The sequence below is a fragment of the Anaerolinea thermolimosa genome (assembly GCF_001050195.2).
Taxonomy (GTDB): domain Bacteria; phylum Chloroflexota; class Anaerolineae; order Anaerolineales; family Anaerolineaceae; genus Anaerolinea; species Anaerolinea thermolimosa.
In genome coordinates, this window is record NZ_DF967965.1 from 131,462 (window position 1) to 158,400 (window position 26,939).

At 56.1% G+C, this 26,939-nt stretch carries 25 protein-coding genes; all 25 read left to right on the top strand.

Features of this window, described 5'->3' with window-relative positions:
- The first annotated feature begins 17 nt into the window (after positions 1–17).
- On the top strand, positions 18–1,049 hold the full coding sequence (gene pseB, locus ATHL_RS00585) for a UDP-N-acetylglucosamine 4,6-dehydratase (inverting) (protein WP_062188782.1): 1,032 nt from the start codon (positions 18–20) through the stop codon (positions 1,047–1,049).
- On the top strand, positions 1,046–1,963 hold the full coding sequence (locus ATHL_RS00590; protein ID WP_062188783.1) for an SDR family oxidoreductase: 918 nt from the start codon (positions 1,046–1,048) through the stop codon (positions 1,961–1,963). Before pseB ends, ATHL_RS00590 begins: the two co-directional genes overlap by 4 nt.
- 23 nt (positions 1,964–1,986) lie before the next feature.
- Positions 1,987–3,054, top strand: coding sequence for an N-acetylneuraminate synthase family protein (locus tag ATHL_RS00595; RefSeq protein WP_084001064.1), 1,068 nt, complete (start codon positions 1,987–1,989; stop codon positions 3,052–3,054).
- 32 nt (positions 3,055–3,086) lie between these two features.
- Complete coding sequence (locus tag ATHL_RS00600; RefSeq protein ID WP_062188785.1) at positions 3,087–4,226, top strand: glycosyltransferase; 1,140 nt, start codon at positions 3,087–3,089, stop codon at positions 4,224–4,226.
- Positions 4,216–6,063 carry an ArnT family glycosyltransferase gene (locus ATHL_RS00605; RefSeq protein WP_062188786.1) on the top strand — a complete coding sequence of 616 codons (1,848 nt, stop codon included), beginning with the start codon at positions 4,216–4,218 and terminating at the stop codon, positions 6,061–6,063. The genes ATHL_RS00600 and ATHL_RS00605 overlap by 11 nt, the downstream gene beginning before the upstream one ends.
- A 1-nt stretch (position 6,064) precedes the next feature.
- Positions 6,065–7,948, top strand: a complete 1,884-nt coding sequence (locus ATHL_RS00610) for an ArnT family glycosyltransferase (RefSeq protein WP_062188787.1) — start codon at positions 6,065–6,067, stop codon at positions 7,946–7,948.
- A gap of 4 nt (positions 7,949–7,952) precedes the next feature.
- The gene (locus tag ATHL_RS00615; protein WP_062188788.1) at positions 7,953–8,729 is read left to right on the top strand and encodes a cytidylyltransferase domain-containing protein; all 777 of its coding nucleotides are present in this window, start codon (positions 7,953–7,955) and stop codon (positions 8,727–8,729) included.
- A gap of 8 nt (positions 8,730–8,737) precedes the next feature.
- Positions 8,738–9,646 (top strand): hypothetical protein, encoded by a 909-nt coding sequence (locus ATHL_RS00620; protein WP_114679450.1) that lies wholly within the window; start codon positions 8,738–8,740, stop codon positions 9,644–9,646.
- 11 nt (positions 9,647–9,657) lie between these two features.
- Complete coding sequence (locus ATHL_RS00625; protein WP_062188790.1) at positions 9,658–10,614, top strand: glycosyltransferase family A protein; 957 nt, start codon at positions 9,658–9,660, stop codon at positions 10,612–10,614.
- A gap of 35 nt (positions 10,615–10,649) precedes the next feature.
- The gene (locus tag ATHL_RS18695; RefSeq protein ID WP_062188791.1) at positions 10,650–12,107 is read left to right on the top strand and encodes a UDP-N-acetyl glucosamine 2-epimerase; all 1,458 of its coding nucleotides are present in this window, start codon (positions 10,650–10,652) and stop codon (positions 12,105–12,107) included.
- Positions 12,104–13,072: a Gfo/Idh/MocA family protein gene (locus tag ATHL_RS00630; RefSeq protein ID WP_062188792.1), complete on the top strand. Its 969-nt coding sequence runs from the start codon at positions 12,104–12,106 to the stop codon at positions 13,070–13,072. Before ATHL_RS18695 ends, ATHL_RS00630 begins: the two co-directional genes overlap by 4 nt.
- A 68-nt stretch (positions 13,073–13,140) precedes the next feature.
- Positions 13,141–13,890, top strand: coding sequence for a hypothetical protein (locus ATHL_RS00635; RefSeq protein WP_162787525.1), 750 nt, complete (start codon positions 13,141–13,143; stop codon positions 13,888–13,890).
- An 8-nt stretch (positions 13,891–13,898) separates the two neighbouring features.
- Entirely contained in the window at positions 13,899–14,627 is a 729-nt protein-coding gene (locus tag ATHL_RS00640; protein WP_062188794.1) for a hypothetical protein, read from the top strand.
- Positions 14,614–15,357 carry a hypothetical protein gene (locus tag ATHL_RS00645; protein WP_062188795.1) on the top strand — a complete coding sequence of 248 codons (744 nt, stop codon included), beginning with the start codon at positions 14,614–14,616 and terminating at the stop codon, positions 15,355–15,357. The genes ATHL_RS00640 and ATHL_RS00645 overlap by 14 nt, the downstream gene beginning before the upstream one ends.
- Before the next feature lie 13 nt (positions 15,358–15,370).
- The gene (locus ATHL_RS00650; RefSeq protein ID WP_062188796.1) at positions 15,371–16,195 is read left to right on the top strand and encodes an SDR family oxidoreductase; all 825 of its coding nucleotides are present in this window, start codon (positions 15,371–15,373) and stop codon (positions 16,193–16,195) included.
- Positions 16,189–17,409 carry an acylneuraminate cytidylyltransferase gene (locus ATHL_RS00655; RefSeq protein ID WP_084001059.1) on the top strand — a complete coding sequence of 407 codons (1,221 nt, stop codon included), beginning with the start codon at positions 16,189–16,191 and terminating at the stop codon, positions 17,407–17,409. Before ATHL_RS00650 ends, ATHL_RS00655 begins: the two co-directional genes overlap by 7 nt.
- A gap of 14 nt (positions 17,410–17,423) precedes the next feature.
- Positions 17,424–18,296, top strand: coding sequence for an N-acetylneuraminate synthase family protein (locus ATHL_RS00660; protein ID WP_062188797.1), 873 nt, complete (start codon positions 17,424–17,426; stop codon positions 18,294–18,296).
- A 23-nt stretch (positions 18,297–18,319) separates the two neighbouring features.
- On the top strand, positions 18,320–19,921 hold the full coding sequence (locus ATHL_RS00665) for a capsular polysaccharide export protein, LipB/KpsS family (protein ID WP_062188798.1): 1,602 nt from the start codon (positions 18,320–18,322) through the stop codon (positions 19,919–19,921).
- A gap of 8 nt (positions 19,922–19,929) precedes the next feature.
- Positions 19,930–20,616, top strand: coding sequence for an acylneuraminate cytidylyltransferase family protein (locus ATHL_RS00670; protein ID WP_062188799.1), 687 nt, complete (start codon positions 19,930–19,932; stop codon positions 20,614–20,616).
- A gap of 27 nt (positions 20,617–20,643) precedes the next feature.
- Complete coding sequence (locus ATHL_RS00675; RefSeq protein WP_062188800.1) at positions 20,644–21,609, top strand: phosphoglycerate dehydrogenase; 966 nt, start codon at positions 20,644–20,646, stop codon at positions 21,607–21,609.
- 6 nt (positions 21,610–21,615) lie between these two features.
- Entirely contained in the window at positions 21,616–23,265 is a 1,650-nt protein-coding gene (locus ATHL_RS00680) for a hypothetical protein (RefSeq protein ID WP_062188801.1), read from the top strand.
- Positions 23,243–24,019 carry an SDR family NAD(P)-dependent oxidoreductase gene (locus tag ATHL_RS00685; RefSeq protein WP_062188802.1) on the top strand — a complete coding sequence of 259 codons (777 nt, stop codon included), beginning with the start codon at positions 23,243–23,245 and terminating at the stop codon, positions 24,017–24,019. The genes ATHL_RS00680 and ATHL_RS00685 overlap by 23 nt, the downstream gene beginning before the upstream one ends.
- Positions 24,016–24,828, top strand: a complete 813-nt coding sequence (locus tag ATHL_RS00690) for a 6-hydroxymethylpterin diphosphokinase MptE-like protein (protein WP_084001060.1) — start codon at positions 24,016–24,018, stop codon at positions 24,826–24,828. The genes ATHL_RS00685 and ATHL_RS00690 overlap by 4 nt, the downstream gene beginning before the upstream one ends.
- A 13-nt stretch (positions 24,829–24,841) precedes the next feature.
- Entirely contained in the window at positions 24,842–25,789 is a 948-nt protein-coding gene (locus tag ATHL_RS00695; protein WP_062188803.1) for a glycosyltransferase family 2 protein, read from the top strand.
- On the top strand, positions 25,738–26,939 hold a 1,202-nt coding region (locus tag ATHL_RS00700), incomplete at its 3' end, for a glycosyltransferase family 39 protein (protein ID WP_162787527.1). The genes ATHL_RS00695 and ATHL_RS00700, both read left to right, overlap by 52 nt.

Below are 26,939 nucleotides of genomic sequence, written 5' to 3' on the forward strand. Positions count from 1 at the left end.
CCTCTCAGGAGGCAATTGTGGACTGGTCAGAAAAGGTTGTGTTGATTACCGGAGGCACCGGTTCGTTCGGGAAAAAATTTGTTGAGATTATGCTGGCGGAATATCATCCGGCCAAGCTGATCATCTTCAGCCGCGATGAACTCAAGCAGCATGAAATGCGTCAGGCAGGCTATGATCATCCCAGCCTGCGCTACTTCATCGGCGATGTACGCGATCGCGAACGCCTCAAACGTGCCTTTGAGGGGGTGGATGTGGTGGTGCACGCGGCAGCGCTTAAGCAGGTGCCTGCATGTGAATACAACCCGATGGAGGCGATCAAAACCAACATTCTGGGAAGCAGTAATGTGGTAGACGCTGCGCTCGATTGCGGGGTAGAAAAGGTGCTGGCGCTGAGCACCGATAAGGCGGTCAACCCGGTTAATCTTTATGGGGCAACCAAGCTGGCGGCTGAAAAACTGATTGTTCAGAGCAATGCCTACGCTGGTTGGGGCGGCAAACGGGGAAAACCCACCCGTCTGAGCTGTGTGCGATATGGCAACGTGGTTGGGAGCCGCGGCAGTGTGGTGCCGGTTTTCCTCAAGCAGCGCCAGAACGGCAAAGTCACCGTGACCGACGAACGTATGACGCGCTTCTGGCTGACGCTGGAGCAGGGGGTGCGCTTTGTCATCCGTTGCATTGAGCAAATGCGCGGGGGTGAGGTTTTTGTGCCGAAAATTCCCAGTATGGCGGTGATGGACCTGGCGCGGGCGGTGGCCCCGGAAAATGACATTGAAATTATTGGAATTCGGCCGGGCGAGAAATTGCATGAGGTGCTCATCTCGGAAGACGAAGCCCGGCACACGGTGGAGCTGGAGGATCTATTCGTCGTGATGCCACCGGAACGTATCTGGGCCAAGCCGTTCGGCTGGGACTGGGAAGACCAGGGAAAACCTCTACCGGATGGATATCGATACGCCAGTAATAACAATCCACAGTGGCTGACGATCGAACAGATTCGCGAGATGATCCGACCGATTGAAGCTGAACACGAGAAGGGCACGCTGGGGTGAAGAAACTGCTGGTAACCGGGGCGAGCGGTCTGCTCGGGCTGAATCTTTGCCTGGATGCGGCCGGTTCTTACGAGGTGACGGGGCTGGTCAACCGCCACGGGTTGCGCGGCGCGCCGTTCCGCACCGTTCAGGCCGATTTATCCCTGCCGGGTGAGGCAGCCCGGATCATTGAGGCGCTTCGCCCTGATTTTGTGGTGCATACGGCGGCTCTGGCTAACCTGGATGCCTGCGAGCAAAACCCCCTTCTTTCGGCGCGATTAAATGCGGAACTGCCCGGCGAGGTAGCAGAGGTATGCCGCCGTTTGAGGGTGCGCTGGGTGCATATTTCGACGGATGCGGTATTTGATGGCGCGCGTGGGGGGTATTCAGAGGTGGACGAGCCAAACCCACTGGGGGTCTATGCGCGTGATAAGCTGGCGGGTGAAAAAGCGGCGGCCAGCGACCCCCTGGCATTGATTGCCCGGGTGAACTTCTTCGGTTGGAGCCTGACAGGCACGCGCAGCCTGGCCGAATTTTTCTATTACAACCTGGTGGCTGGCAAGCCGGTGAAGGGGTTTACAGACGTTTACTTTTGCCCGTTGCTGGCCAATCATCTGGGGAGCATGCTTCTGGAGATGCTGGAACAGGGGATGAGCGGGCTGTACCACGTTCTCAGCAGAGAATGCCTCAGCAAGTATCAGTTTGGGGTCAACCTGGCGAGGCGGTTTGGCCTGGATGAAGGTCTGATTACCCCCACCTCGGTACGCGAGTCGGGGCTGGCGGCCCGGCGTTCACCCAACCTGACCTTGCGTGTAGATAAACTGGAAGCTGCCCTCGGGCGGGCGATGCCCGGGCAGGCTGAAGAGATGGATGCCTTTGCAAAGTTATGGGAAACAGGGCGTCCACAGCAATTGAGAGCCCTGTTGGAAGGATGACTTTGGAAGAAAGAGAGGGAGTTATGGAGATCAAAATCGGCAGTCATATCGTCGGGGAGAATCATCCCACTTATTTCATCGCCGACATCGCCGCCAACCATGATGGCGACCTGGAGCGCGCCAAGATGCTCATCCGGCTGGCCAAAGCCGCCGGGGCTGATGCAGCGAAATTCCAGAACTTCCGCGCGCCGAAGATCGTCTCCGATTACGGCTTTAAGGCCCTGGGGGGGCAAAAATCGCACCAGGCCAGCTGGAATAAATCGGTTTATGAGGTGTATGAAGGGGCATCCATTCCTTTTGAATGGACCCCTGAACTGAAAGCTGTGTGTGACGAGGTGGGCATTGATTACTTCTCCTCACCTTACGATTTTGAAGCTACCGATTATCTTGTGCCTTATGTCCCGGCGATTAAGGTGGGGTCGGGGGAGATCACCTGGCCTGAAGCGCTGGAATGGATTGCCCGCAAAGGGTTGCCGGTGATTTTAGCAACGGGGGCTTCAGATATCGGCGAGGTGGCGGCCGCGGTGCGATTGATCACGGCGATCAATCCGCAGCTGGTGCTCATGCAGTGCAATACAAATTACACTGGTGACCTGGAGAATTTCAACCATCTTCACCTGAACGTGCTCAAAACCTACGGGGTGATGTTCCCGAATGTAGTGCTGGGGCTTTCTGATCATACTCCTGGCCACGCTGCCGTGCTGGGGGCGGTGGCACTGGGCGCGCGCGTGGTAGAGAAGCACTTCACCGATGACAACAACCGCGTAGGCCCCGACCACCGCTTCGCGTTGAATCCGCATGACTGGGAAGAGATGGTGATCAATACCCGTCGTTTGGAACGTGCTCTGGGTTCAGCCGATAAGTTCGTGGCGGGTAACGAACAGGAAACGGTGGTGTTGCAGCGACGGTGTTTGCGGGCGGCACGCGATATGAAGGCCGGCGAGGTGCTGACTCGCGCTGATATTGATGTGCTGCGCCCCGCCCCGCGTGATGCCATCATGCCCTACGAACTAGACAGGGTGATCGGGAAACGCCTGCTGGTGGACAAACCGTTTGGCCAGGAGTTCCGCTGGACGGACCTGGGAGCATGATCTTCTCGATGTTTTGCCCGGCAGGCTGAGGTATGCGCGTTCTTTACTTCACTCGCGATTACACCCCTCACGATTATCGCTTCCTCACTTCGCTGGTTGAAAGCGGGCAAGAGGTCTTTTTCCTGCGCCTGGAACGGCAGAAACGGCAGGTAGAAGACCGCCCTCTCCCATCTGAGGTTGAACAGATCGTCTGGCGAGGCGGGCAGAGGCCTTTTTCGTGGCGTTCATTACCTGCCATGGTGCTGGGGTTGCGCAGGGTGCTCGCCCGGTACCAGCCAGACGTTATCCATGCCGGGCCAGTGCAGAGCTGTGCATTTCTTGCCGCGCTGGCGGGGAGCAGGCCGCTGGTGACCATGTCCTGGGGGTCGGACCTGCTGGTAGATGCTTATCAAAACCCGTGGATGAGGGGAATCACGCGGTTCACCCTGCGGCGAAGCGATATGCTGGTTGGCGACTGCCAGGCAGTGCAACGGGCGGCAGAAGGCTTTGGCTTCTCTGGAGAACGGGTGGTTTTGTTCCCCTGGGGCGTGGATGTGGAGAAGTTCTCTCTGGCAGGGAGTGACGATGGCCTTCGGGAACGTTTGGGATGGAAGGATGCGTTTGTGATTTTATCTCTGCGTTCCTGGGAGCCGATCTATGGGGTTGACTGCGTGGTGCGAGCATTTGCCCAGGCCGCTGAAGCAGAACCGCGTTTGCGCCTGCTCCTGCTGGGAAATGGTTCACTCGCGGGGAAAATACAGGCCATGATTTACGAACACAACCTGCACGAGCGGGTTTATCTGGGCGGGCAGGTGAGTCAGCGCGAACTCCCGCGGTACTACCGGGCGGCTGACCTGTATGTGAGCGCCTCGCATAGCGATGGCTCTTCGGTCTCGCTGTTAGAAGCTCTGGCAAGCGGCCTGCCGGTGCTGGTTTCAGATATCCCGGGCAACCGTGAATGGATAGAAGAGGGTGTGGCTGGCTGGCTTTTTCCGGATGGAGATAGTGAAGCACTGGCCGCAGGAATGTTGAGAGCGGTTTCAACTGGATCAGAGCTGAGCGAAATAGGTCGGCGAGGGCGAAGGCTGGCAGAGGAACGTGCTGATTGGCGGAAGAACTTCCCAAAATTGCTGTCAGCCTATCAACAGGCGAGTGAATTTGTGAAGAATAAAAGGTCAAACCATGGGCATTAAGAAATATTTCCACGGAGTTTCCTTTCGCGGCCTGGATTGGATTTATATTGTGCTTATATTGGTAGGGCTGGCATCGATGGTTCAGGTAATGCCCACGGTCAACCGCACGCCAGATATCGACTCGGGGATCTTCCTGTATTTTGGTTCGCGAATTTTGCACGGCGAGCTTCCCTACCGGGATTTGTGGGATAGTAAGCCACCGGGGATTTTTTACATCAATGCACTGGGCCTCTTCGTTAGCGGAGGCAGCCGGTGGGGAGTCTGGCTACTAGAGTTTGTGGGCATTACTGTGGCTCTGCTGGCTGGGTACGCGTTTTTAAAACGGTCGTTTGGGAAGATGGCGGCGTTTTTCAGTCTGATCTTGATGGCGGCTCATCTGGCTTTGGTTCTGGAAGGCGGAAATCTAACGGAAGAATATGGCTTACCTTTCCAGTTTTTAATCTGGCTTATTTGGTTGAAGATCATGCAAGACCCGAAGCATTTCTGGCCCGGGTTCTGGATGGGGGTAGTTGCAGGGGTATCATCAACAATGAAACAGACCAATGGAGGGGCTCTGGTGGCTCCGGCTCTTCTTATCGGTCTCTGGATTGTCATTACAAGAAACTGGCGTGGAGTCCGATCCTTGCTGGGAATGGCCATCGGTGTTGCTGTGGTCTGGGCAGTCTGGCTGGGATATTTCCTGGCCAGTGGAGTCTTTGAGGACTTCTGGCAGGCAGTCTTTGCATTTAATGCGTATTTTATTGGAAGTGACTTGATTACCCGACTTCGGGCTTTATTATTTGCGGTTACTTTCCTTCCCTCTAAATCACCTTATTTTCTTATCGGTGTGCTGGCATGGCTCATTGGGGGGCTCTGGATGGTGATGAGCAGCCCTGCGGTGCGGCGGGTTTTGTTTCATCCGGTGGTGGCGTGGTTATTTATTCTTGGTTCACTCGTGTTGTTATACAAGGTTTTTTTTCGCGTTGGTTTTTCACCTTACACCCTCAAAGAGATTGGCCCATACAGGTGGGGAGCAGTTGCTATCGGGGCGACCCTGATTATTCTGGGCGTGGTCTGGGTACAGCCATCTTTTCTGAAATGGGGAAAGCATGCTCTGGATAATTTGCCTGCACCAACTCCCCGTGTTCCTGTGGCTGTGATGGGGCTAGGTTTGCTAGATTTTGTTATTCAGGCTGGACTGGTCAGCGCTACTGGTGCTCAATACAGGCATTATCTTCTCTCGATGTTCCCTGCTTTTTCGTTACTGGTGGCATTTGCGTTTTGCTTTCTGACCGATCGCCCTATTGGAAAGGCCTGGCTGCTTTTGATGGTAATTCCCCTGGCAATGGGTGGAGTCAGTCAAACGGTAGCCTTGTCGAAAGGAAAAGAGGACGCCGATGTACAGGAAGTAGTCGAATTTTTGCAGTCGCACCTTCCTGGAGACGCGCACATTCTTTCGTGGGGATGGAATGCCCGCTTACATTACCTGACCGGTTTCCCGGCGGTGTCACGGTATGTTCATCAAAATCCGCTTTTTGTAAGTGGATTTGCCCGGGACGAAGACGCCTCACAATTTCTACATGACCTTCAGACACATCCCCCGGATGCTATTGTGTACGGCCCACCGAAGATCATCCCACTATTAATCCCGGAGGCAGGAACTTCCTGCGAAAAACTGGAAGATCCCGATTATATTGATTGGCTTCTACATCAGAATTCATACCAACGTTACTATAAGCAAATGACGATTACTTCAGAAATGCGCCATGCGTTTCGGTGGATTTGTGAACATTATATTTTAGAGCCTCTACCTAATTTGCCCGAGTGGCAAATATACCTTCGGAAACAGGTGCCTTAATATGAAACTTCGTTCATTTGCAATCCAATTCGTTCTGGCTGCATCATTACTGGGGCTAGCTCTCTTGGCGTTAGCCTACGCTATGCCACACCTGATGCGCATCCCCGATGTGGATTCGTCTATCTTTCAGTATTTTGGCGAACGCATGCGCGAGGGGCAATTGCCCTACCGTGATGTCTATGACCACAAACCCCCGCTCATTTTTTACCTCAATTACTGGGGGTTGATGCTGGGCGGGGGTAGCCGCTGGGGAATCTGGGCGCTGGAACTGATAGCCGTAGGGTCATCGGCGCTGATTGGTTTTACGGCTTTGAAGAGGTTTTATGGTGTGCTCCCCGCCTGGGTAGCCTCGGCGGGTTTTCTCATGAATCTGGTTTTTGTACACGAGGGCGGAAACCTCACCGAAGAATATGCCCTTCCTTTCCAGTTTGCGGCCATAGGTTTGCTTTTAGAAATGGAACGCCGCAGGCAGGGAGGCTGGTGGGCATTTTGTATCGGGGTGTGTATTGCCATGGCTTCTACCCTCAAACAACCGCTGGCCGGGCCGCTGGTGGCAACAGGCATACTCATGCTTTGGACGCGCTTGGCTCGCAAACAGTGGCGGGGCCTGATCGATTTTATATGGCTGGGGCTGGGTTTCCTGGCGGTTTGGGGTGGGTGGTTTGCATTCTTTGCGCTCCGGGGAATTTTCCCGGAATTCTGGGAGGCGGCTTTTGCCTATAATTTTGCTCTTTCGGGCATTTCGACCAGTCAGCGCCTGGATGCTCTCCTGGAAGCTTTGTATTTTCTACAGGGGGTATCGCCTTTTTATGTTCTTGGTTTTACGGCCTGGATGGCGGGGATCGTTTATCTGTTGTTTCATGAGGATGCGCTTCTGCGGGTGTTCACCTCTCGCGCGGTGGGGTGGCTGGCCGGGTTGGCGGGCCTGGTGCTGGTTTATCGGGGGATGCTTCGTTCGGGGTTGACCTTTTCCCGCATTGGGGAGATGAGCCTGTACCGCCGGGGCCTCCTGGTTGTGGGGGTTATTCTCCTGGTGGGTGGGCTGGCCTATGCATTTCGCCGGCTCGACCGGTCCTTCTACCGATGGTTATTGCGCTGGCAGGAGGGCCACTCGACCCCTCTATTCCTTCCGCTGGCGTTTGCGGTGATCGATTTACCAGTGGAATTGGGGTTAAGCTCGCTTTCCGGGAATAATTTTCGCCATTATTTCATGGCACTTCTACCCGCATTGACTTTATTAACAGGATTCCTGGTATGGTGGCTTGCCAGACCCTCAAAAGGAGAGAATAGTAACCTGATTAGGAAGACCTGGGTGGTGGTTTTTATGATCCCGTTGTTGCTGACGGGAGTGCTCAATAACATTGATAAGATCACAGTGCAACAGGATAAAACGCTGACCGAAGTTATTGAGTATGTCAAACAGCACACCGACCCCGAAGATTATGTGCTCCAGTGGGGCAATCTGCCGATGATCAACGTGGTTAGCGGACGAAAAGCGCCCAGCCGTTTCTTTTTCATTGATCCGCTTTTTTTGCCCAATTACACCAATGAATTTCACACGGGTACATTCCTTGCCGAACTGCAGGCTCACCCACCCCAGCTGATCATCGACAGTCGCCCATTGATTCAGCCGTTGTTTTATGAATACAATGCCGCCGATTGCTCGAAGCTTTCGGATCGGGATTACCTGGAGGAACTGGCCAGGGCAATTCGACCCAAAAGGCCTATTAGTCGTTCGATATCCGATTATCGAGACCGTTATTTCAAACCGCCGCAAATTCCACCTGGAATGCCTGAAGTGTATCGGTGGATTTGCGAAAATTATGACGAAGAAACCGTGCTTGGCGAATGGATTGTCTTTCGCTATATGCCGGGCAGGAAATGAAAAGGTGAAACCGCTTTCTGGCTTTAATGTTGTGACCATTGTTCAGGCACGGATGGCCTCCAGCCGTTTGCCAGGCAAAGTACTGCGAGAATTGGGCGGCGAACCAATGCTGGCCTGGGTGGTCGAACGTTGCCGCCGGGCATCTACGGTGAACTCGGTGCTGGTGGCAACTACCACAGACTCTGCCGACGACCCTGTGGTTGCATTGTGTGCTGAACGCGGTTGGCCGGTTTTCCGCGGGAGCCAGTTTGACGTGCTCGATCGTTTTTATCAGGCGGCGCGCTGGGCAAAGGCCGATGTAGTGGTGCGTGTGACCGCCGACTGCCCGTTGATCGATCCAAAGGTGGTTGACCAGGTGGTGAGGGAATTTTTTGAGCGCGAGGTCGATTTTGCCGCCAACCGCCTGCCTCCGCCGTGGAAACGTACCTTCCCAATTGGGCTGGATACGGAAGTGTGCACTTTTAGCGCACTGGAACGCGCCTGGAGAGAAGCTACTCAAAAATATGAACGGGAACATGTGATGCCTTATCTCTACGACGAGCCAGGGCGCTTTAAGATCTTTATTCTTCAGCATGAGCCTGATCTTGGGCATCTGCGCTGGACGGTGGATACGCCCGAAGATCTTGATCTTTTAAGGGCAATCGTCTCCCGGCTCAAGGGGCGCATGGATTTTTCGTGGGAAGAGGTGCTGGCCATCTTTGAACGTGAGCCTCAACTGGCAGAAATTAATGCTTCGGTCAATCATAAATCGGGTTTTGACGTGGATGATCGGGCGAAATGAGAGGAACCATGCCTGAAATAACCATCTTCTCAGCCCCCAAACCCTTTGTCGACCCGCACATAGCCTTGATCCAGCATAATGCTATCCGTTCCTGGCTGGCGCTGGGTGAGCATGTGGAGGTCATCCTGCTGGGTGAGGAAGAGGGGCTGGCAGAAGCGGCAGCGCATAACGGAGTGAAGCATTTTCCGCAGGTTCAGCGTACCGCCGCGGGTACGCCCCTGGTCTCGTCTATGTTTGCGCTGGCGCGGGAGTATTCCACCAGTCCTCTGCTGTGCTGTGTGAACGCCGATATTTTACTTACTCCTGACCTGCTGACAGCCGGTCGAGCCTTGCTGGAAAAGCACCCCCGCTTTTTAGCGGTCGGACAGCGCTGGGATCTCGACGTGCGCGAACCGCTGGAGTTCTCTGAAGGCTGGGCCGAACGTTTGCGCCAGCGTGCTCAGCAGGAGGGTCAACTCCATAAGGCTACCGGCTCCGATTACTTCCTCTTCCCGCGGGATTGCTTTATGGATATGCCTCCTTTTGCCATTGGCAGGGCCGGATGGGATAACTGGATGATTTACTCCGGGCGATCTCAGGGCTTTCCGGTTATCGATGCCACTTATGATGTGTTCATTGTTCATCAGAATCATGATTACCGCCATCTTCCCGGCGGCCAGCCGCATTATCGGCACCCTGAAACCTTTGAGAATATCCGGCTGGCAGGAGGGCGGCGGGCAATTTTCGAACTGCCCGATGCCAGTCATCGACTGGTGAATGGCCGGCTGGTTCGTCCGCGGTTTACCTGGCGGCGTTTCTGGCGTGAGGTGGAAATTTACCCGCTGGTGCGGTGGCATTCTTATCGGTTGGCGCAGGTCACTTATGCGTTGTTTCACCCGTTAAGGGCCTACCGCGAGTTCCGGCAGGGGTTGCTTTAGGAGAACAAAGAATGCGGATTGGTCAGAACCCGGCAAAATTTGTGAAAGAGGTAGCCCGGCCTGCGCGTGTGACCGTGGCGGTGCTCAATTACATCCCATTTCTCAGCGGTTTTTATGCTGAAGCACTGGATGTGCTGAAAGCCTGCCTGGAAAGTGCTCGCACCGATCCCGGAATGGAGATGGATCTGCTGGTCTTTGATAACGCATCTTGCGAAGAAGTACGCCAGTATCTTCTGGATGAGCATCAGGCTGGACGAATTCAGTATCTTATCCTGTCGGAGAAAAACCTCGGCAAAGGCGGGGCCTGGAATATTATTTTGTCTGGTGCGCCTGGTGAGATCATCTCTTATGCGGATAGTGATGTGCTGTTCTCTCCGGGCTGGTTGAAGCGTTCTGTAGAAATTCTTGAAACCTATCCCAACGTGGGTATGGTCACGGCGCGTCCCTTCCGCACGCGGGAAGAGGTGTATTCTGCCACGGTGGACTGGGCGAGGAGCCAGCCTGAGGTGAAGCTGGAAATGGGGCAGTTTATCCCCTGGGAGACCTTCCTTGAATTTGACCTCAGCCTTGGGCAGAGTGAAGAAGAGATCCGCCAGCGTTACGAGACTACCCGTGATGTACGTCTGACCTACCGGGGTGTCATGGCTTTTGCAGGGGCTTCTCACTGGCAGTTCACCGCCTGGAAGAGCGCTCTTCAGGGCTTTTTACCTTTCAGTATGGATCGCCCGATGGGACAGGTGAAACAATTGGATGAGCGGGTCAATGCGGCGGGGTTATTACGCCTGATGACCGCTGAACCGCTGGCGATGAATATGAGTAACACCCTGCGCGGAGTAAAAAATCGGGGTGGAGAGCGTCGGCCGGTAAAGGCTGGCGAGAAAAAGCACCCCCTGCTGGATTTTCCACCCGTACGCAAGATGCTCCTCGGGTGGTATGATCGAATTTTCCGCTGGTACTATGACCGATAACATAGACCTTTTGATAGAAAAGCGATACCTTTTTCATGACGAAACCAAAGACAATTTTTATCAGCGCTGATCATGGCCTTTCGGTGGTGTACTTTCTGCAGACGGATGTGCTCCCAACCTTGCTGGAGGGTGGTCTGCGGGTGGTTCTGCTCACGGATGACGGCCTGAAGGAGCAGATCGAGCGGCGATTTGGACAGCCCGGGTTGATCGTCGAAGGGCTACGCTTCCGCCAGTGCCGCGAGTACTTTGAGAAGCATGATCACTCGATTCAATACTGGACGCACTTTCTGCGTTGGATGGGCGGCTCGAAGCGCGTCAATACCAATGCTATGGATGGCCACTTGCGTCAGATGGGGTACGAAGCCTCTCCGCGCGGGAAGCGCATCATGCCGCTGATTCGCACGCTTACCTGGGTTTTACGCCGTTCTCGCCTGGCGCGCCGGGCTCTGATGCAGGTCCAGCGGCGGTACACCCCCTCCATTTATTCAGATTTGTTCGAGAAGTACCAGCCCGATCTGGTGGTGGCTTCAACCCCGGGTTGGCGCTGGGATCGCTATCTTTTGCGCGAAGCTGCCTCCCGAGGGATCGACACGGCAGCGGTGATCGTTGGCTGGGATAATCCTTCCAGTTATCGCCTGCCCGGTGCGCCGGTGAAATGGATTAATTGCTGGTCAGAGATTCAAAAGGAAGAGCTGGTGTTGGGTTCAGACTGGTCTCCTGAGCAGGTGTTTGTTGGTGGAATCCCATCTTATGATGGATACTTCCGGCGCACCTGGCAGATGTCCCGGGATGAATACTTTGCCCTGCATGGGTTAGATCCGCACCGAAAACTGCTGGCGTATGCCTGTTCGTTTGTCACTTTTTCTCCCAATTTCGCCAATGTTCAGGCTCTGGCTGAACTGGTGAATGCCGAGGCTTTTCGTGAGCCCACTCAGTTGTTGATCCGTTTACACCCCAATCATTTTATGCCGGGGTCTCTCTATGAGGGAGAAGCCAACCGGATACGTGCACTGATTCGGGATATGCCGCATGTTCACCTGGTGGAGCCAGTGCCGCTGGGGGGTGAACTGGGATATTACTCAGGCGAAGACATGCCCGAAAAAGCCTCGATGATGGCCTATGCGGATGTATTTTTAACCGTCTATTCCACGATGGTGGTGGAAACCGCCATTCACGACCGCCCCATCGTGAGTGTGTGCATTGATGTTCCGGGTGGGTGGAATACACCGGGGAAGTTTTCGCTCTCGCTGCGAGAGATCGGTGAGTGGCCAACCCACCTGCGTTTTCGCGCTGCGGGTGCCGGGCGGGTCACTTATGATGTGCAAAGCTTGAAAGAAGCTGTGAACAGTTATCTTGCTGATCCATCTACAGATCAACCTCAGCGCCAGAAGTTCATCCGGGAAGAATGCACCTATACAGATGGCTCTGCCGGAAGACGCACGGGCGCCTTTTTACGAGAGCTGGTAGAAAAAGCGGGAAGGAAAACCCCATGAAGTTTCTGATTGCCGGTTACGGTTCTATTGGGAGACGCCATTTACGCAACCTGCTCGCCCTGGGTGAGCACGATATTCTTCTCTATCGCACCCGCCACAGCACGCTGCCTGAGGAGGAGATCGCTGGTTTGCCGGTAGAAACGGATCTCGAAGCCGCTCTGGCGCACCAGCCCGATGCGGTCATTATTTCTAATCCAACCGCGCTCCACATGGATGTAGCTATCCCCGCTGCAGAAAAGGGCTGTGCCATCTTACTCGAAAAACCCATTGCCCACGATCTTTCACGGGTTCCGCAGTTGCAGTCAGCCATGGAACGGAGTGGGGCAAGGGTACTGGTGGGGTTTCAATTTCGTTTTCACCCCACCCTCCGCCGGGCGGCTTCTTTGCTGGCCGAGGGGGCAATTGGGCGCGTGACCTCGGTGAGAGCACACTGGGGAGAGTATCTCCCGGGCTGGCATCCCTGGGAAGACTACCGACAGGGATACGCCGCTCGCGCCGACCTGGGGGGAGGGGTGCTTCTGACTCTCTGCCATCCCTTTGACTATTTGCGCTGGCTCCTGGGAGAGTATTCGGTAGACTGGGCGGAAGGTGGTTCCTTGGGGTTTGGCCTGGAGGTGGAAGATAGTGCAGAGATTGGTGTGCGGTTTGCCCGGGGAGCCATTGGCACCCTGCACCTGGATTATCTGCAAAGGCCACCCACCCACACCCTGGAGATCATTGGCACAGAAGGAACCCTGCGCTGGAACAATGCCGACGCCAGCCTGGGATTCTTCAGAGTGGATGCCAGCGAATGGCAGGTGTTCCATGCGCCGGAAGGCTTTGAGCGTAACTGGCTTTTTCTTGACGAGATGCGCCATTTTTTGGCGGTAGCCCGCGGAGAAGAAGAGCCTGTTTGTACTCTGGAAGACGGCGCGCGCGCCCTGGCGCTGGCCCTTTCGGCGCGCGAGAAAATAAAAGGGATATAATTGGCGTTTGCCCGCTACGTCATGGGGCTGATGGCTCACGTAACGGGAATGTGATAATGTGGATGGTGATGATGAAAAGAACAGGAACGGTTTTTTCAGGCTGGTTGATCGGGGGGATTACTTTGATTTTACTTACTGCCTGCGCGCCGGCTCTCCCCTCACCCACCCCGACGCCTGTGCCCAATGAAACGCCTTTACCAACCGCCACCGCCACGGTGACGCAAACCCCTTCGCTTACTCCGACGGTGACCTCAACCTCCACGCCAACCCTTACGCTTACCCCTTCTTTAACTCCCACACCCGAAACGGCCTTTGATCAGGCCAGGCCGATCGAACTTACCAGTGGCGTGGGGGGATGGCGTTTGACGTTTGCTATCCCTCATCTGAACCGTGCTGTTAATGTCATTGCCGCGGGAATTCGCTTCAGCTGTGCTTTCGACGCGCAGTATCCTGACCGGCTTTTTTGTTACGGATTAAGCAAGCCCCCACTGGATCAGAAGATCACACTGGCTTTTCTGGATGCTGACACCGGCAAGGTGCTTTATCAATCAGAGACGGTCTTTGCCTCAGCTGCTTTGCCCACCCCGGTGCCAAAGGGTTACAGCAATACCAACTGCGCGGAACGCGGCCAGAAGGTGACCTGCGAGACGGAATGCCGGGTTGATCCCTCTACGGGTATTCCGTGTATTGTTTCTTCGTGTTTTGATGCCTGTGGGCCGTATTACTCGGTGGATTCATGCCCGGCAGGGGTGAGCGTCTGGAATATTTGCTCTGCTGAGCAATGGGAAGAAATGAAGGCAAAGTTCAATATTCCGTGAGAGTTTCCATGAAGAACTTCAAAATTTTGTGGGTGATTCTTTCAGGCTTTCTGGTAGCCTGCGCGGGGAGTGTGCAGGATGCTACAGCCTTGCCGACAGCATCCCTGACACCCTCTGTAGAAGCTACAGCCACGTGGACTGTGACTCCCACAGAACGGCCGACATCGACGCCGTCTCCGACGGCTTCGCCAAGCCCCGAACCTTCCCTCTCTCCCACGCCGACGGCAGACTTTGATCAGGCTGAGGTCATTAATTTGTTGAATGGTGTTGGCGGAATCAGTGTGGTGGTGAAAATTCCGCACCTTTCGGCGGCTTACAACATGATTCTCGGTGGCATCCGGTATGATTGCCATCTCGAAGAGGCTTACCCTGACTGGCTGCTTTGCTGGGGGCTTGCCCGCCCGCCGCTGGATACGCCCATTACGCAGGCATTTCTGGATAAAGAAACCGGTAATGTTGTGATGGAGCGGAAAGTGGTGTTGAGTTCGGCAGTGCTTCCAACAGCGCTACCGGAGGGGTATGCTCAAACAAATTGCCCTGACCGGGGAAAAAATATCAGCTGTGAGACGGAATGCCGCGTTGATGCAGATGGTACCCCCTGTATTGTGGCGACCTGCACCGATGCCTGTGGGCTATATCGTTCGGTGCATTCCTGCCCGGCGGATATGAAATTGCCAGCCGTGGTATGCAGTCCTGAACAATGGAAGGAAGCCAAGGCAAAGTATGGCATTCCATAAATGGTTTTGGGGAGTGTGTGTGATTATCCTGGCGGCCTGCCAGCCGGTGCGGCCTGAAACTCCGGCACCTGTTCTGCCGACAGGCACTGCGACGAGACAGGTGCTTCTCACGCCATCGGTTACTTCTACGCTCCCTCTGGAGCCAACGTTTACGCTGTCGCCTACTCTGACGGCTACGGCTGAAGTTTCTCCCTCTCCGGTGGCTTCGGCCACGCCGGGGGTGCAGTTCGATCAGTTGAAAGTTCTGGCCATCGATAACCGGGTGGGAGGATGGACGATTACCCTCGCTTTACCGGGGGCGCAGGGGGGCATGCGGCTGCTGCTCGGCGGTCAAACCTACGATTGCTTGAGTGACCCGGCTTACCCTGACCGGCTCTTCTGCCAGGGGCTGGCCCGGCCGGCGTATGACACCCCTCTGAAGCTTGTTTTCCAGAATCAGGATTCCAACGAGATCCTTTACGAGACCACGCTCACCATTGCCTCGGCATTACTGTTGCCGCCTACCCCGGCGGGTTGGGGGTACAACACCTGTGCTGACCGGGGGAAGAATGTGAGCTGTGAGACCGAGTGCCGCATCGCGCCGGATGGCAACCCCTGTATTGTGGCCACCTGTACGGATGCCTGCGGACCTTACTTTTCGGTCCATACCTGCCCGGACATGCCGATGGATTTCCGATCCTGCTCGCCTGAACAGTGGGCGGCATTGAAGAAGAAGTATCAGATCCCTTAGGGAGGAAGCATCCATGAGTGATGTGTTTGAGAAATTTAATCTGAAAGGACGGGCCGCCATCGTAACCGGTGGTGCCGGTTTGCTGGGGGTAGAGTTTTGCCGCACTCTGGCGCAGGCCGGAGCCGGGGTGGTGGTGGCTGACCTGAACGCCAGTGCCGCGTCGGCAGTGGCCGCCGACCTGCGGGCTCTGGGCTATCCGGTGATCCATGCCGCCCTGGATGTGACCCAGCCAGAATCGGTGCAGGCTGTGGTGGAGGCATGTGTGGATGATTTTGGCAGTCTGGATGTCATTGTCAACAGTGCGGCGATGGACCCCAAGTTCGATGCCTCGCAGGCTGGTCAGCATGGTAATACCTTCGAGGATTTTCCCCTGGAACAGTGGCGCCAGGCGCTGGAGGTTAACCTGACGGGGGTCTTTCTGTGCTGTCAGGCGGCTGCCCGGCAGATGAAGGCGCAGGGAGGGAAAGGTTCAATCATTAATATCTGTTCCACGTACGGGCTGGTGCCGCCGGATCAGCGCATTTACGAAAGGCCCGGCCAGCCGCGGCAGTATAAACCGGCTTATTACACCACCAGCAAGGCAGGGGTGCTTGGCCTTACCAAATATATCGCAGCTTATTATGCTGGAACGCAAATTCGTGCCAATTGCCTCACCCCGGGCGGTGTTTATAACCAGCATGACGAAGTGTTTACCCGGAATTACTCTTATCGCACCATTATGGGGCGGATGGCCGAGCGAGATGAGATGAATGGTGCGTTATTATTCCTTGCCTCTGATGCTTCTTCGTATATGACGGGCGGCAACCTGATTGTGGATGGAGGCTGGACGGTATGGTGAAGCGTGAAGTGCTGGCCATTATTCCGGCGCGTGGCGGTTCAAAGGGGATCCCCCGGAAAAATGTCAGGCTCTTTGCCGGTCATCCGCTGATTGCTTATAGCATCGCCGCTGCGCGACAGTCGGAACTGGTGACGCGGGTGATTGTCTCGACCGATGACGAAGAAATTGCCAGAGTGGCACGAGACTATGGCGCGGAGACGCCCTTCTTACGTCCGGCGGAACTGGCACAGGATCAGACGCTTGATCTGCCCGTGTTTCAACATGCGCTGCGCTGGCTGGAAGAGCAGGAAGGATACCAGCCTGAACTGGTAGTGCAACTGCGCCCCACTTCACCGGTACGCCCACCGGCTCTCGTGGATGAAGCTGTTCAGATTTTACTGGCTCACCCTGAGGCGCATTCGGTGCGCGGGGTGGTGCCCGCCGGGCAAAACCCCCACAAGATGTGGCGCATCGACCCGCAAAATGGGCAAATGATTCCTCTGTTACAGGTGCCAGGGCTGGAAGAGCCGTATAATGCCCCCCGTCAGGTGCTCCCACCGGTTTACTGGCAGACCGGGCATATCGATGTTATTCGACCTGAAGTCATTCGGAAAGGCTCGATGAGCGGGCAGGTGATTTTACCGGTGATGGTAGACCCGGCCTATACCGTGGATATTGATACCCCGCGCGATTGGGCCCGCTCGGAGTGGCTCGTCTGGTACAGCGAATTAGAGATTGTCTACCCGGGGCACCGCCGCCGTCCTCTGCCTGAGAAGGTCGACCTGGTGGTTTTTGACTTCGATGGGGTGCTCACCGATAACCGGGTGTGGGTGGATGAAGAAGGTCATGAAATGGTGGCGGCGAACCGGTCAGATAGCCTGGGAGTCGCTTACCTGCGTCGGAGTGGGCTGAAAATGGTGGTGCTCTCTACAGAGACCAATCCAGTGGTGGCCGCACGCTGCCGTAAGATGCAGATCCCTGTGGTTCAGGGCGTCTGGGATAAGGCAGGCGAACTGCCCAGGATTATGGCAGAGTTTAATGCTGCTCCCGAACGGACGATTTATGTTGGGAATGATGTGAACGATGTGCCGTGTTTTTCGCTGGTAGGTTGTGCAGTGGCTGTGGCCGATGCGCAACCGGCGGCCCGTCGGGCGGCGGATATTGTCCTGAGCCGGAATGGCGGGCACGGTGCAGTGCGTGAATTGCTGGACATTTTGATGCAGCGAATGAAATGAAAGGATAAGGAACCATGGCACGTGAAGTGAAAATTGGAAATCGATGGATTGGGGATGGCCACCCAACTTATATCACTGCTGAGATTGGCATTAACCACAACGGAGACCTGGAGATTGCCAAACGCATGATCCTGGAGGCCTTTCGAACCGGTGTGGATTCGGTCAAATTCCAGAAACGAACTCCCGAAATCTGCGTTCCGCGCGATCAGTGGGATTTAATGCGCGAAACTCCCTGGGGGTATATCAGTTACATTGAGTATCGCCGAAAAATGGAGTTCAACCAGGAGCAGTACGCCGAAATTGACCGTTACTGCAAAGAATTGGGCATTGACTGGTTTGCCTCGGTGTGGGATGAGCCTTCGGTAGACTTTATGGAACAGTTTGATCCGGTGGCGTATAAAATCCCTTCGGCGGCTTTAACTGACCATGGGTTGTTACGCCATTTACGTTCGACGGGCCGCCCCCTCATCCTTTCGACGGGCATGTCGACTATGGAACAAATTCGGGCGGCGGTGAACGTAGTGGGCACCGATAACCTGATTATCACTCATGCTACCAGCACGTATCCCTGCGATCCCAGCGAATTGAATTTGAAGGTCATCCAGAAGCTTCGCGAAGAGTTTCCCTGCCCGATCGGTTATTCCGGGCACGAAGTCGGGCTGATCCCTTCGGTGGTGGCGGTGGCGCTGGGCGCCTGCGTGGTAGAGCGACACATCACGCTTGACCGCGCCATGTGGGGATCAGACCAGGCGGCCTCGGTGGAGCCACAGGGGTTCGAGCGCCTGGTGAAGTATATCCGGGTGACCGAACAGGCCCTGGGCGACGGGGTGAAGCGCGTGTATGAGAGTGAGCTTTCTTCGATCAAGAAGTTGAGGAGATATCCATAGAGAATTCCAAATTTTTGGACCGTATGATTCGGGTGCGGCGTGGGCTTGAGCGCCGCCTGAAGCACGCCCGTGCCAACCAGCGTCTGATGCGCCTGGCGGAAGAAGTGGCCCGGAGCGCGCCTGTACCTGTTTCGGCACAGCCGGTGGTGTTCTTCAATGCCTCTACGCGCCTGCTTGGAATGAGCCTGAATGCGGCTTATCAGCTGGCGGCTAGCTGGTCTGTGCGTCTGGCCGGTGCGCCGGTGGTGCATTTTGCCTGCCAGGGAGGTTTGAGCCGTTGTGTGCTGGGAACCAACTCCGCCGACCCGGCGGTCCTTCCACCATGCCCCGGGTGTATCGCTCAGTCGAGGGTGGTACACCAGCACCATGAAACACACTGGTTTACTTTTAAGGCCGATGGCGGCCTTGAAGAAGCGCTCAAGCCACTCGATCTTCAGAGCCTGATGGCTTTTGAATGGCAGGGCGTTCCGCTGGGGGCCCTGTGCCTGCCCGGGCTGCGTTGGGCACTGCGCAGGCATCACCTGGCTGAAGATGACTCAACCCGCTTTCTTTATCGCCAGTATCTGATTTCGGCCTGGAGGGTGGTGGAAGAGTTTCGCCGGTTGCTGGACGCTACCAATCCCCGGGCGGTGGTTGTTTTTAATGGAATGTTTTACCCTGAGGCAGCGGCACGCTGGGTTGCCCGCCAGCGCGGACTGCGGGTAATCACTCACGAAGTGGGTTTACGGCCCTTTACTGCCTTCTTTACCACCGGTGAGGCAACGGCTTACCCGATAGACATTCCAGAAACGTTTGCGCTTTCGCCTGAGCAGGAGGTACGCCTTGATGCCTACCTGGAACAGCGCTGGCAGGGGAATTTCAGCATGGCGGGAATTCGCTTCTGGCCTGAGATGCGCCGCCTGGATGAGGCTTTTCTTGAACGGCTGAGCCATTTTCGGCAGGTGGTGCCGGTCTTTACGAATGTTATCTTCGATACCAGCCAGCCGCATTCCAATGTGGTCTTCCCTCACATGTTCGCCTGGCTTGACCTGGTGCTGGAAATCGCCCGGGCCCACCCTGAAACCCTGTTTGTCATCCGGGCGCATCCCGACGAATCGCGCCCGGGGAAGGAGTCGCGCGAAAGTGTGGCGGCATGGGCCGAAAGGCGAGGCGTACGTTCTTTGCCAAATGTCCTTTATGTGGACTCGCGTGAGTATTTCAGCTCGTATGAGTTGATTCAGCGTTCCAAGTTTGTCATGGTCTATAATTCCACCATTGGCCTGGAGGCTTCATTGATGGGCGCACCGGTGCTGTGCGGTGGAAAAGCGCGGTTTACCCAGCTTCCAACGGTTTTCTTTCCGCAATCGGTGGAGGAGTATCGCCAACAGGCAGAGGTCTTTCTGACGGCAGACCAGGTTACTGCTCCCCCTGAGTTCCGGGCAAATGCACGGCGGTTTCTGTATTATCAGCTGTATCGAACCTCTTTGCCTTTTGACGACCTGCTGGAGGAAGACGGCGTTTGGCCAGGGTATGTCCGTTTTAAAGACCATGTAAAGGCCGCGTCGTTTGACCCCCGGAATTCGCGTGTTCTGCGGGTGATCACAGAGGGCATTCTCAATGGTGGAAACTTCCTTCTGGAGGATTAAAATCAACCATGGGTGATGAACATTCTTTTGATCGAATCGCGGCGCTTGTGCCCATGCGGCATACCTCAGAGCGGGTGCCCGGGAAGAATTACCGCCTGCTGGCCGGGAAGCCCCTTTACGCGCATATCATCGAAACACTTCTGGCTGTGCCCGAAGTGAACCGGGTGGTGGTGGATACCGATAGCCCGGTAATCATGGAGGGATTGCACCGCGATTACCCGCAGGTGATCGTTCTGGAGCGCCCCCAGCATCTGCGGGCGGGGACGATCCCCATGAATGAGATTCTTCTCTATGATACGGAGCGGGTGCAGGCCGATCTTTACCTGCAGACTCACAGCACCAACCCCTTACTCAAAGCCGAAACAATTTCTGCCGCGGTGCGCACGTTGCGGGAGAATTACCCCACTTACGATTCACTCTTCGGAGTGACTCGTTTACAGGTGCGCCTGTGGGATGGACTGGCCCGACCGATCAACCATAACCCGGCGATTCTCCTGCGGACGCAGGATTTACCACCCGTGTACATGGAGAATTCCTGTATCTATCTTTTTACCCGTGAAATCCTCCTGCGGCGGCGTAATCGTATTGGTGATCGTCCCTGGATGTTCGAGATCAGTCCGGCTGAGGCCTGGGATATTGATGAGGAAACCACCTTTCAAATGGTGGAAATGCTCATGCGTGCAAGGACACAGTGAACTGAATCACCCCAATTTGGAGATGGTATGCCAACTGTTCTCATTTCTGCCCCTTATTTGATTCCATCGATCGAACGTTTTTTGCCCGTGCTGCGGCATTATGGCCTGGAAGTGCTGGTTGCCGAGGTACATGAGCGCCTCTCTGAAGAGGAACTGTTACGTTATGCTGGCCAGTTTGACGGTGCGCTGTGCGGCGATGACCGTTTCACCGAGCGGGTGATGCAGGCCTGCCTCCCGCGCCTGAAGGTGATATCGAAATGGGGTACAGGTATTGATTCCATCGATCGGGCGGCGGCCCAGCGCCTGGGAATCCGCGTCTGTAACACCCCCAATGCGTTCACCCTTCCGGTTTCGGACAGTGTGCTGGGGTATATTCTCGCGTTTGCCCGCCAGATCCCCTGGATGGACCACGCGGTGAAGGGCGGGGTGTGGGCCAAATTGCCGGGGAGGTCGCTCAGCGAATGTACCCTGGGGGTGATCGGGGTAGGCAATATTGGCAAGGCTGTGTTGCGGCGCGCGCGCGCCTTTGGAATGAAATTGCTGGGGAATGATATTGTTCCGATTGCCCCCGATTTTATCGCTGAGAATGGGGTAGAGATGACCTCACTGGAAGATTTACTGCGGCGGTCCGATTTCGTGAGTGTGAATTGCGATCTCAACCCGACCAGTTACCATATCATGAATGCGAAAACACTGGGCTGGATGAAACCTTCAGCGGTGTTGATTAACACTGCCCGGGGACCACTGGTCGATGAACCCGCTCTGGTGGCGGCGTTGCAGGAAGGGAAAATTGCCGGGGCGGCGCTGGATGTGTTTGAAGTAGAACCGCTCCCTGAAAATTCACCCCTGCGGAAGATGGATAACGTTCTGCTGGCGGCGCATAACTCCAATGCCAGCCCGGCGGCGTGGGAGCGGGTGCACTGGAATACCATTCGCAACCTGCTGGACGGATTGGGTATTCCCCCTTCTGATCTGGAGCGGTGGATGCGGTAGCGTGGAATGAGCAAACGCCTTGCGAACGCCCTCTTTGCCCTGATTGTGCTGGCCTACCTCGTCTATGGGGTGGTGTTCCTGCTTAAAATGGTCGTGACCATCAATGGGCAGGTCTATTTTCTGCTGTTTGATGATGCAACCATCTCCATGACGTATGCCCGTAACCTGGCCCAGGGATACGGGTTGGTGTGGAACCCTGGTGGGGAGCGGGTGGAGGGGTTCACCAACCTGCTCTGGGTTTTGTACATGGCATTATTTCACCGGTTGCCCATTCCGGAAAGCTGGATGGCCCTTCCCATTCAAATCACCGGCCTGGTACTGATGCTGGCCAACCTTTTTGTGGTGCGGAAGATGGCGCTGCGGCTGGCGCCCAACCACCCGGTGGTGATGATTCTGGGGGTTCTGCTCACAGCTTTTTATTATCCGTTGACCAACTGGTCACTCATTGGCACCGAGGTGGGAGCCATGCTGCTGGGGGTGAGTGTTTCGGTATGGCTGGCGCTGGACACACTGGAAGATGGGCGTTTTCGACCGGGATTGTACCTGTGGATGGGTCTTCTGACGCTGGTGCGCCCGGATGCTGTGGTGGGATACCTGGCTGTGTGGGGATTCCTCGTCCTGTTTGATGCCAGAAATCGCCGCGCTCACGGATTGTGGGGGGGCGGCATGCTGGTGCTTTTCGCTGGCGGACAGACGCTCTGGCGGCACTGGTATTATGGTGAGTGGGTGCCGAACACCTATATTCTCAAAATGGAGGGACTCCCGGCCTGGGCGCGCATTCGCCGGGGGGCGATTGCGTTTTATCATTTCGTCCGGGGGTTCTTCTGGCCGTTGATGGTTTTTCCGCTTTCGCTGGTGCTCTTTCGGCGTGACCGGCGAGTGCTCTTGCTGGGACTGGTTTTTCTGGCGCATGGGGTTTACAGCATCTATGTCGGTGGAGACGCCTGGGAGCATCGCGGGGGGGCCAATCGCTTTATTGCCCCGGCCATGCCGGAGTTCTTCCTGCTTTTTGCACTGACCAGCTGGCACTGGGTCGATTGGGCCCTTAAGCAACTGGAAAAACGCTTTTCAGGGGGGCGTGGAGCTATCCGGGTACTGGCCGGAACGGGGCTGGCTGGTTTTGTGGTTTTTTCGGTGCTGATGATGAACCGGCTGGTAGACAACGGCTCGGTCATTTCGAACCTGCGCAACCCCGCTGAAGGCGCCCTGCGGTTCTTTTTGCTCTACGAACGCTCGATTTACGTGCCGGGCAGTTTACGATATGCCCGTGATGGATTGTTAATCCGTGAGGTAACCCGCCCTGAGGCACGGGTGGCCATGGTAACAGCCGGAAATATCTGTTATTTTGTTCATCGCACCTGTATCGATCTGCTGGGAAAGTCGGACAGGGTGGTGGCTCGTTCGCCCATTCAGGTCAGTCCGGAGGACGACTGGGAGGTGTTGCGCCCGGGGCACATTAAGTTCAACTATGCCTATTCCATCGGGAAGCTACGACCAGATGTGGTGGTGGAATTGCTCGTCAGTACCTACGACGTGGGTGAAAAATACCTGACCGATTATGAAAAAGTCAGGCTCAACGGCCATTGGGTTTATTTCAGGAAGGATTCCAGTGCTATCAATTGGGAGAAACTCTATGCAATCCGTGAAGACCAATGAAAACCGTATTATGTTAATCACTGGCGCGGCCGGCGGCATCGGGCGTGCAACGGTGAAGGTATTCGCCGAAGCCGGATGGGCGGTGATCGGTGTGGACCGGCGCCCCTTCGGCGAGGCCTTTCCCTCCAGGGGGTTGTTTATTCAGGCCGATATTGCCGACCCGGAGCAGCTGGAGCGGATTTTCGAGCAGGCGGAGGCCTTCAGCCCTACCCTTGACGCGCTGATCAATAATGCCGCCATTCAGATTGCCAAACCCCTGCTGGAAACCAGCGCCGAAGAATGGGATCAGGTGATGGCACATAACCTGCGCTCGGTTTTTCTGGGGGTCAAACTGGCGCATCCGTTGCTTAAAGCTCAGGGGGGAGGGGCGATTGTAAATGTTTCTTCAGTCCATGCCATCTGTACTTCGGCCAATATCGCCTCTTATGCGGCGAGCAAGGGGGGCCTGCTGGCGCTGACCCGCGCGATGGCGATTGAGTTTGCGCCCGATAATATCCGTGTGAACGCCATTTTGCCCGGTGCGGTGGATACCCCCATGTTGCGGGCGAGCATGGAACGCGGCAGTTTGAGTGGAGGAACCGTGCTTGACCGCCTGGAGAACCTTGCGCGGAAGACGGTTAATGGGCGGGTAGCCCAACCTGAAGAGATCGCGCGGGCGATTTACTTCCTGGCAGACAACAACCAGTCTTCCTTCATGACCGGGCAGGCGCTGGTGGTAGATGGTGGAGCAACGGCGAGGTTGAGTACCGAATGAGCCAGTGGCGTGAGTCGATCAAGAATGCATTACCATTCGGGGTGAAACGGGCAATCGGTGAGACGCTCGACGCGTTCGACCGTGCCCGTCAGTGGCCTGCAGCTACTTTCCATCCCTGGCGACGGGATAGCATCCGTCGGTTGAGGGCGTTGAAAGATATTCACCGTGGACAGCGGGTGTTCATCATCGGGAACGGCCCCAGCCTGCGCCAGACGGATATGAGCAAGCTGCGCAACGAGTACACCATTGGGATGAATCGCATCTTCCTGATGTTCCCTGAGCTGGGGTTTCAGACCACGTACCTCTGCTCGGTGAATGACCTGGTCATTGAGCAGAGCGCGGCTGAACTTCAGGCGTTGAACCTGCCGCGCTTTGTCTCGTGGCGGGCGCGCCGCTGGCTGAAGCCCGATGATAACCTCTACTTCCTGTATACCACCTATACCGGTCCGAAGTTTTCCACCGACCTGACGGGGCGTCTCTGGGAAGGAGCCACGGTGACCAATATTGCACTGCAGGTGGCCTTCTACCTGGGCTTTCAGGAAGCGATTTTGATCGGGGTGGATCATAACTTCGTGACGCAGGGGAAACCCAACACCACGGTTACTTCTCAGGGAGATGATCCCAACCATTTCTCTCCGTTCTACTTTGGCAAGGGGTTTCGCTGGCAGTTGCCAGACCTGGAAACTTCAGAACGTGGGTACCGTATGGCGCGCGAGGCCTATGAAGCTGCGGGCAGACGGGTGGTAGATGCGACCGTCGGTGGAAAATTAACCATTTTTCCCAAGGTGGATTACGACAGCCTCTTTTGAGGGTTGAAGGAAGATGTCCACGCGCACCCCCCTTGTTTCCATTATCACCCCTTCTTACAATCAGGTGGCTTACCTGGAGGCTACCCTGCGCTCGGTGCTGGAGCAGGACTATCCAGAAGTCGAATATCTGGTGGTGGATGGGGCTTCGAGCGATGGCAGCGTGGACGTGATTCGAAAGGTTGAAAGCCGTCTGGCGTGGTGGGTTTCAGAGCCTGATCGTGGGCAGGCTGAGGCGATTAACAAGGGATTCGCAAGGGCACGCGGTGAGATTGTGGCCTGGCTCAACTCGGATGACATCTATTTGCCAGGGACACTGAGGGCAGTGGTGAGGGCTTTTGAAGAACACCCGGAGGCGGGCCTGGTCTTTGGGGATGTGCTTTCCATTGATGCCGCCGGAGAACCTTTCAACCGTATGACCTTTGGCCCGTATGGGCTGGAAGACCTGATGTGTTTTCGGATCATCAGTCAGCCGGGGGTGTTCTTGCGGCGGTCGGTGCTGGAAGCGTGCGGTTATCTGGATCCTGCCTACCATTACCTGCTTGATCATCATCTCTGGTTGCGCGTGGCGCAACGGGCAGAGATGGTGTATCTGCCGCAAGTCCTTGCGGCGGCGCGTTTTCATCCGCAGGCAAAGAATGTGGCCCAGGGCACGGGTTTTGGGCGTGAGGTATTCCGCATCATCGCGTGGATGCAAACCCAGCCAGGCCTGCAGGAGACGTACCGGCGCTTGAAACGGCGCATTCATGCGGGGGCTTATCGCTTTGACGCCCATTATTTACTGGATGGCGGTCAACCCCGTGCGGCACTGGCGGCTTACCTGCGCTGTCTGAGCCTGCACCCGCCCACAGCGCTTGCCGTCTGGAGGCGGATTCTCTACGCGGCGGTCAGCCTGGTGGGAGATCCTTCGAGATGGCGCTCTCGTTTTATGGAAAGGCGAAAGGAACGGCTGCGACTGCCATGAGTGCCCGGGGGTTTTTCGTGAATGCGCTGGCAGAGGATGCCCTGCAGCTTGGGCAGACCGTCAAGGAAAACCTGGCCCGGGGGGGATTCTGGCGGTGGCTTGTGCTGTTGACCCTGCTGGCGGGGACGGTGCGCCTGGTGTTGTTGCCCCTCCCTCTGGGACATGACGAAGCCTATACGTTTGTGGGGTTTGCTTCGCGTTCTCTGCCTGCCCTGCTCTCAGATTACAGCCTGCCCAACAACCATATTTTCCATTCCCTGCTGGTGCACCTTTCCACGGAGCTTTTTGGGGTGCATCCATGGAGTGTGCGTCTGCCGGCATTTGTGGCCGGGGTGCTTACGGTGCCAGTGGCGGCGCTCCTGGGGATGCGGTTGTACGGTAAAACGAGTGGACTCCTGGCAGCCGCGATGCTCGCAGGGCTGCCTTCCAGCGCCATGTATGCCGGTAATGCGCGTGGATACAGCCTGTATATGCTGTTTTCTCTGGTGCTTTTTTGCCTGGCGCCTGTACTCGTCCGGCGGCGTAACCGGGCAGGCTGGTTGCTCCTGGTGATCACGGGGTCTCTTGGCTTCTGGACGGTGCCGTTCATGCTCTACCCGTTTGGCGGGGTGCTGCTCTGGATGTTTCTACTGGCACTCACCGGAGAAGTCCGTGAGGCATACGGCAGCGCAGGGAAGTTTATCCTCTATCTGGTGGGGGCAGGGCTGGCGACTGCAGGCCTGGCGGCGCTCTTTTACGCTCCGGTTGTGATCTGGGGGACGGGCTGGCATTCGCTGATCGGCAATTCTTTTGTTCAACGTCTGACGTGGGAAGATTTTCTCCCTACATTGCTGGTTCGTTTGCAGGAGACTGCCCGGGAGTGGAGCATCGATCTGCCGCAATGGCTGGGTTGGATGATCACTGCCTGCGGATTCATCCCGCTGATCTGGCATGCCCGCCTGAGTCGGGAACGGGTTTCGCCCTGGGGGGCGGCGCTTCTCTGGCTGGTGCTGGTGTTACCGGTTCAACGCACCAATCCACTGGCGCGGTTGTGGACGTATCTCATTCCCCTGTGGGTGTTGAGCGGGGCGGCCGGGGGGGTGGCTCTCTGGAGATGGCTCACTCGCCGGTGGCCACAGCAACGCTCAACGGGGGTGGGGGTGGTGCTCAG

Excerpts from the sequence above, each read along its gene's own strand:
- ATHL_RS00645 (WP_062188795.1), top strand. The coding sequence starts at position 14,614 with ATGGCATTCCATAAATGGTTTTGGGGAGTGTGTGTGATTATCCTGGCG.
- ATHL_RS00625 (WP_062188790.1), top strand. The coding sequence starts at position 9,658 with ATGCGGATTGGTCAGAACCCGGCAAAATTTGTGAAAGAGGTAGCCCGG.
- ATHL_RS00690 (WP_084001060.1), top strand. The coding sequence starts at position 24,016 with ATGAGCCAGTGGCGTGAGTCGATCAAGAATGCATTACCATTCGGGGTG.
- ATHL_RS00620 (WP_114679450.1), top strand. The coding sequence starts at position 8,738 with ATGCCTGAAATAACCATCTTCTCAGCCCCCAAACCCTTTGTCGACCCG.
- ATHL_RS00635 (WP_162787525.1), top strand. The coding sequence starts at position 13,141 with ATGATGAAAAGAACAGGAACGGTTTTTTCAGGCTGGTTGATCGGGGGG.
- ATHL_RS00610 (WP_062188787.1), top strand. The coding sequence starts at position 6,065 with ATGAAACTTCGTTCATTTGCAATCCAATTCGTTCTGGCTGCATCATTA.
- ATHL_RS00670 (WP_062188799.1), top strand. The coding sequence starts at position 19,930 with ATGGGTGATGAACATTCTTTTGATCGAATCGCGGCGCTTGTGCCCATG.
- ATHL_RS00600 (WP_062188785.1), top strand. The coding sequence starts at position 3,087 with ATGCGCGTTCTTTACTTCACTCGCGATTACACCCCTCACGATTATCGC.
- ATHL_RS00655 (WP_084001059.1), top strand. The coding sequence starts at position 16,189 with ATGGTGAAGCGTGAAGTGCTGGCCATTATTCCGGCGCGTGGCGGTTCA.
- ATHL_RS00595 (WP_084001064.1), top strand. The coding sequence starts at position 1,987 with ATGGAGATCAAAATCGGCAGTCATATCGTCGGGGAGAATCATCCCACT.
- ATHL_RS00630 (WP_062188792.1), top strand. The coding sequence starts at position 12,104 with ATGAAGTTTCTGATTGCCGGTTACGGTTCTATTGGGAGACGCCATTTA.
- ATHL_RS18695 (WP_062188791.1), top strand. The coding sequence starts at position 10,650 with ATGACGAAACCAAAGACAATTTTTATCAGCGCTGATCATGGCCTTTCG.
- ATHL_RS00665 (WP_062188798.1), top strand. The coding sequence starts at position 18,320 with ATGATTCGGGTGCGGCGTGGGCTTGAGCGCCGCCTGAAGCACGCCCGT.
- ATHL_RS00695 (WP_062188803.1), top strand. The coding sequence starts at position 24,842 with ATGTCCACGCGCACCCCCCTTGTTTCCATTATCACCCCTTCTTACAAT.
- ATHL_RS00640 (WP_062188794.1), top strand. The coding sequence starts at position 13,899 with ATGAAGAACTTCAAAATTTTGTGGGTGATTCTTTCAGGCTTTCTGGTA.
- ATHL_RS00675 (WP_062188800.1), top strand. The coding sequence starts at position 20,644 with ATGCCAACTGTTCTCATTTCTGCCCCTTATTTGATTCCATCGATCGAA.
- ATHL_RS00650 (WP_062188796.1), top strand. The coding sequence starts at position 15,371 with ATGAGTGATGTGTTTGAGAAATTTAATCTGAAAGGACGGGCCGCCATC.
- ATHL_RS00605 (WP_062188786.1), top strand. The coding sequence starts at position 4,216 with ATGGGCATTAAGAAATATTTCCACGGAGTTTCCTTTCGCGGCCTGGAT.
- ATHL_RS00660 (WP_062188797.1), top strand. The coding sequence starts at position 17,424 with ATGGCACGTGAAGTGAAAATTGGAAATCGATGGATTGGGGATGGCCAC.
- ATHL_RS00685 (WP_062188802.1), top strand. The coding sequence starts at position 23,243 with ATGCAATCCGTGAAGACCAATGAAAACCGTATTATGTTAATCACTGGC.
- ATHL_RS00680 (WP_062188801.1), top strand. The coding sequence starts at position 21,616 with ATGAGCAAACGCCTTGCGAACGCCCTCTTTGCCCTGATTGTGCTGGCC.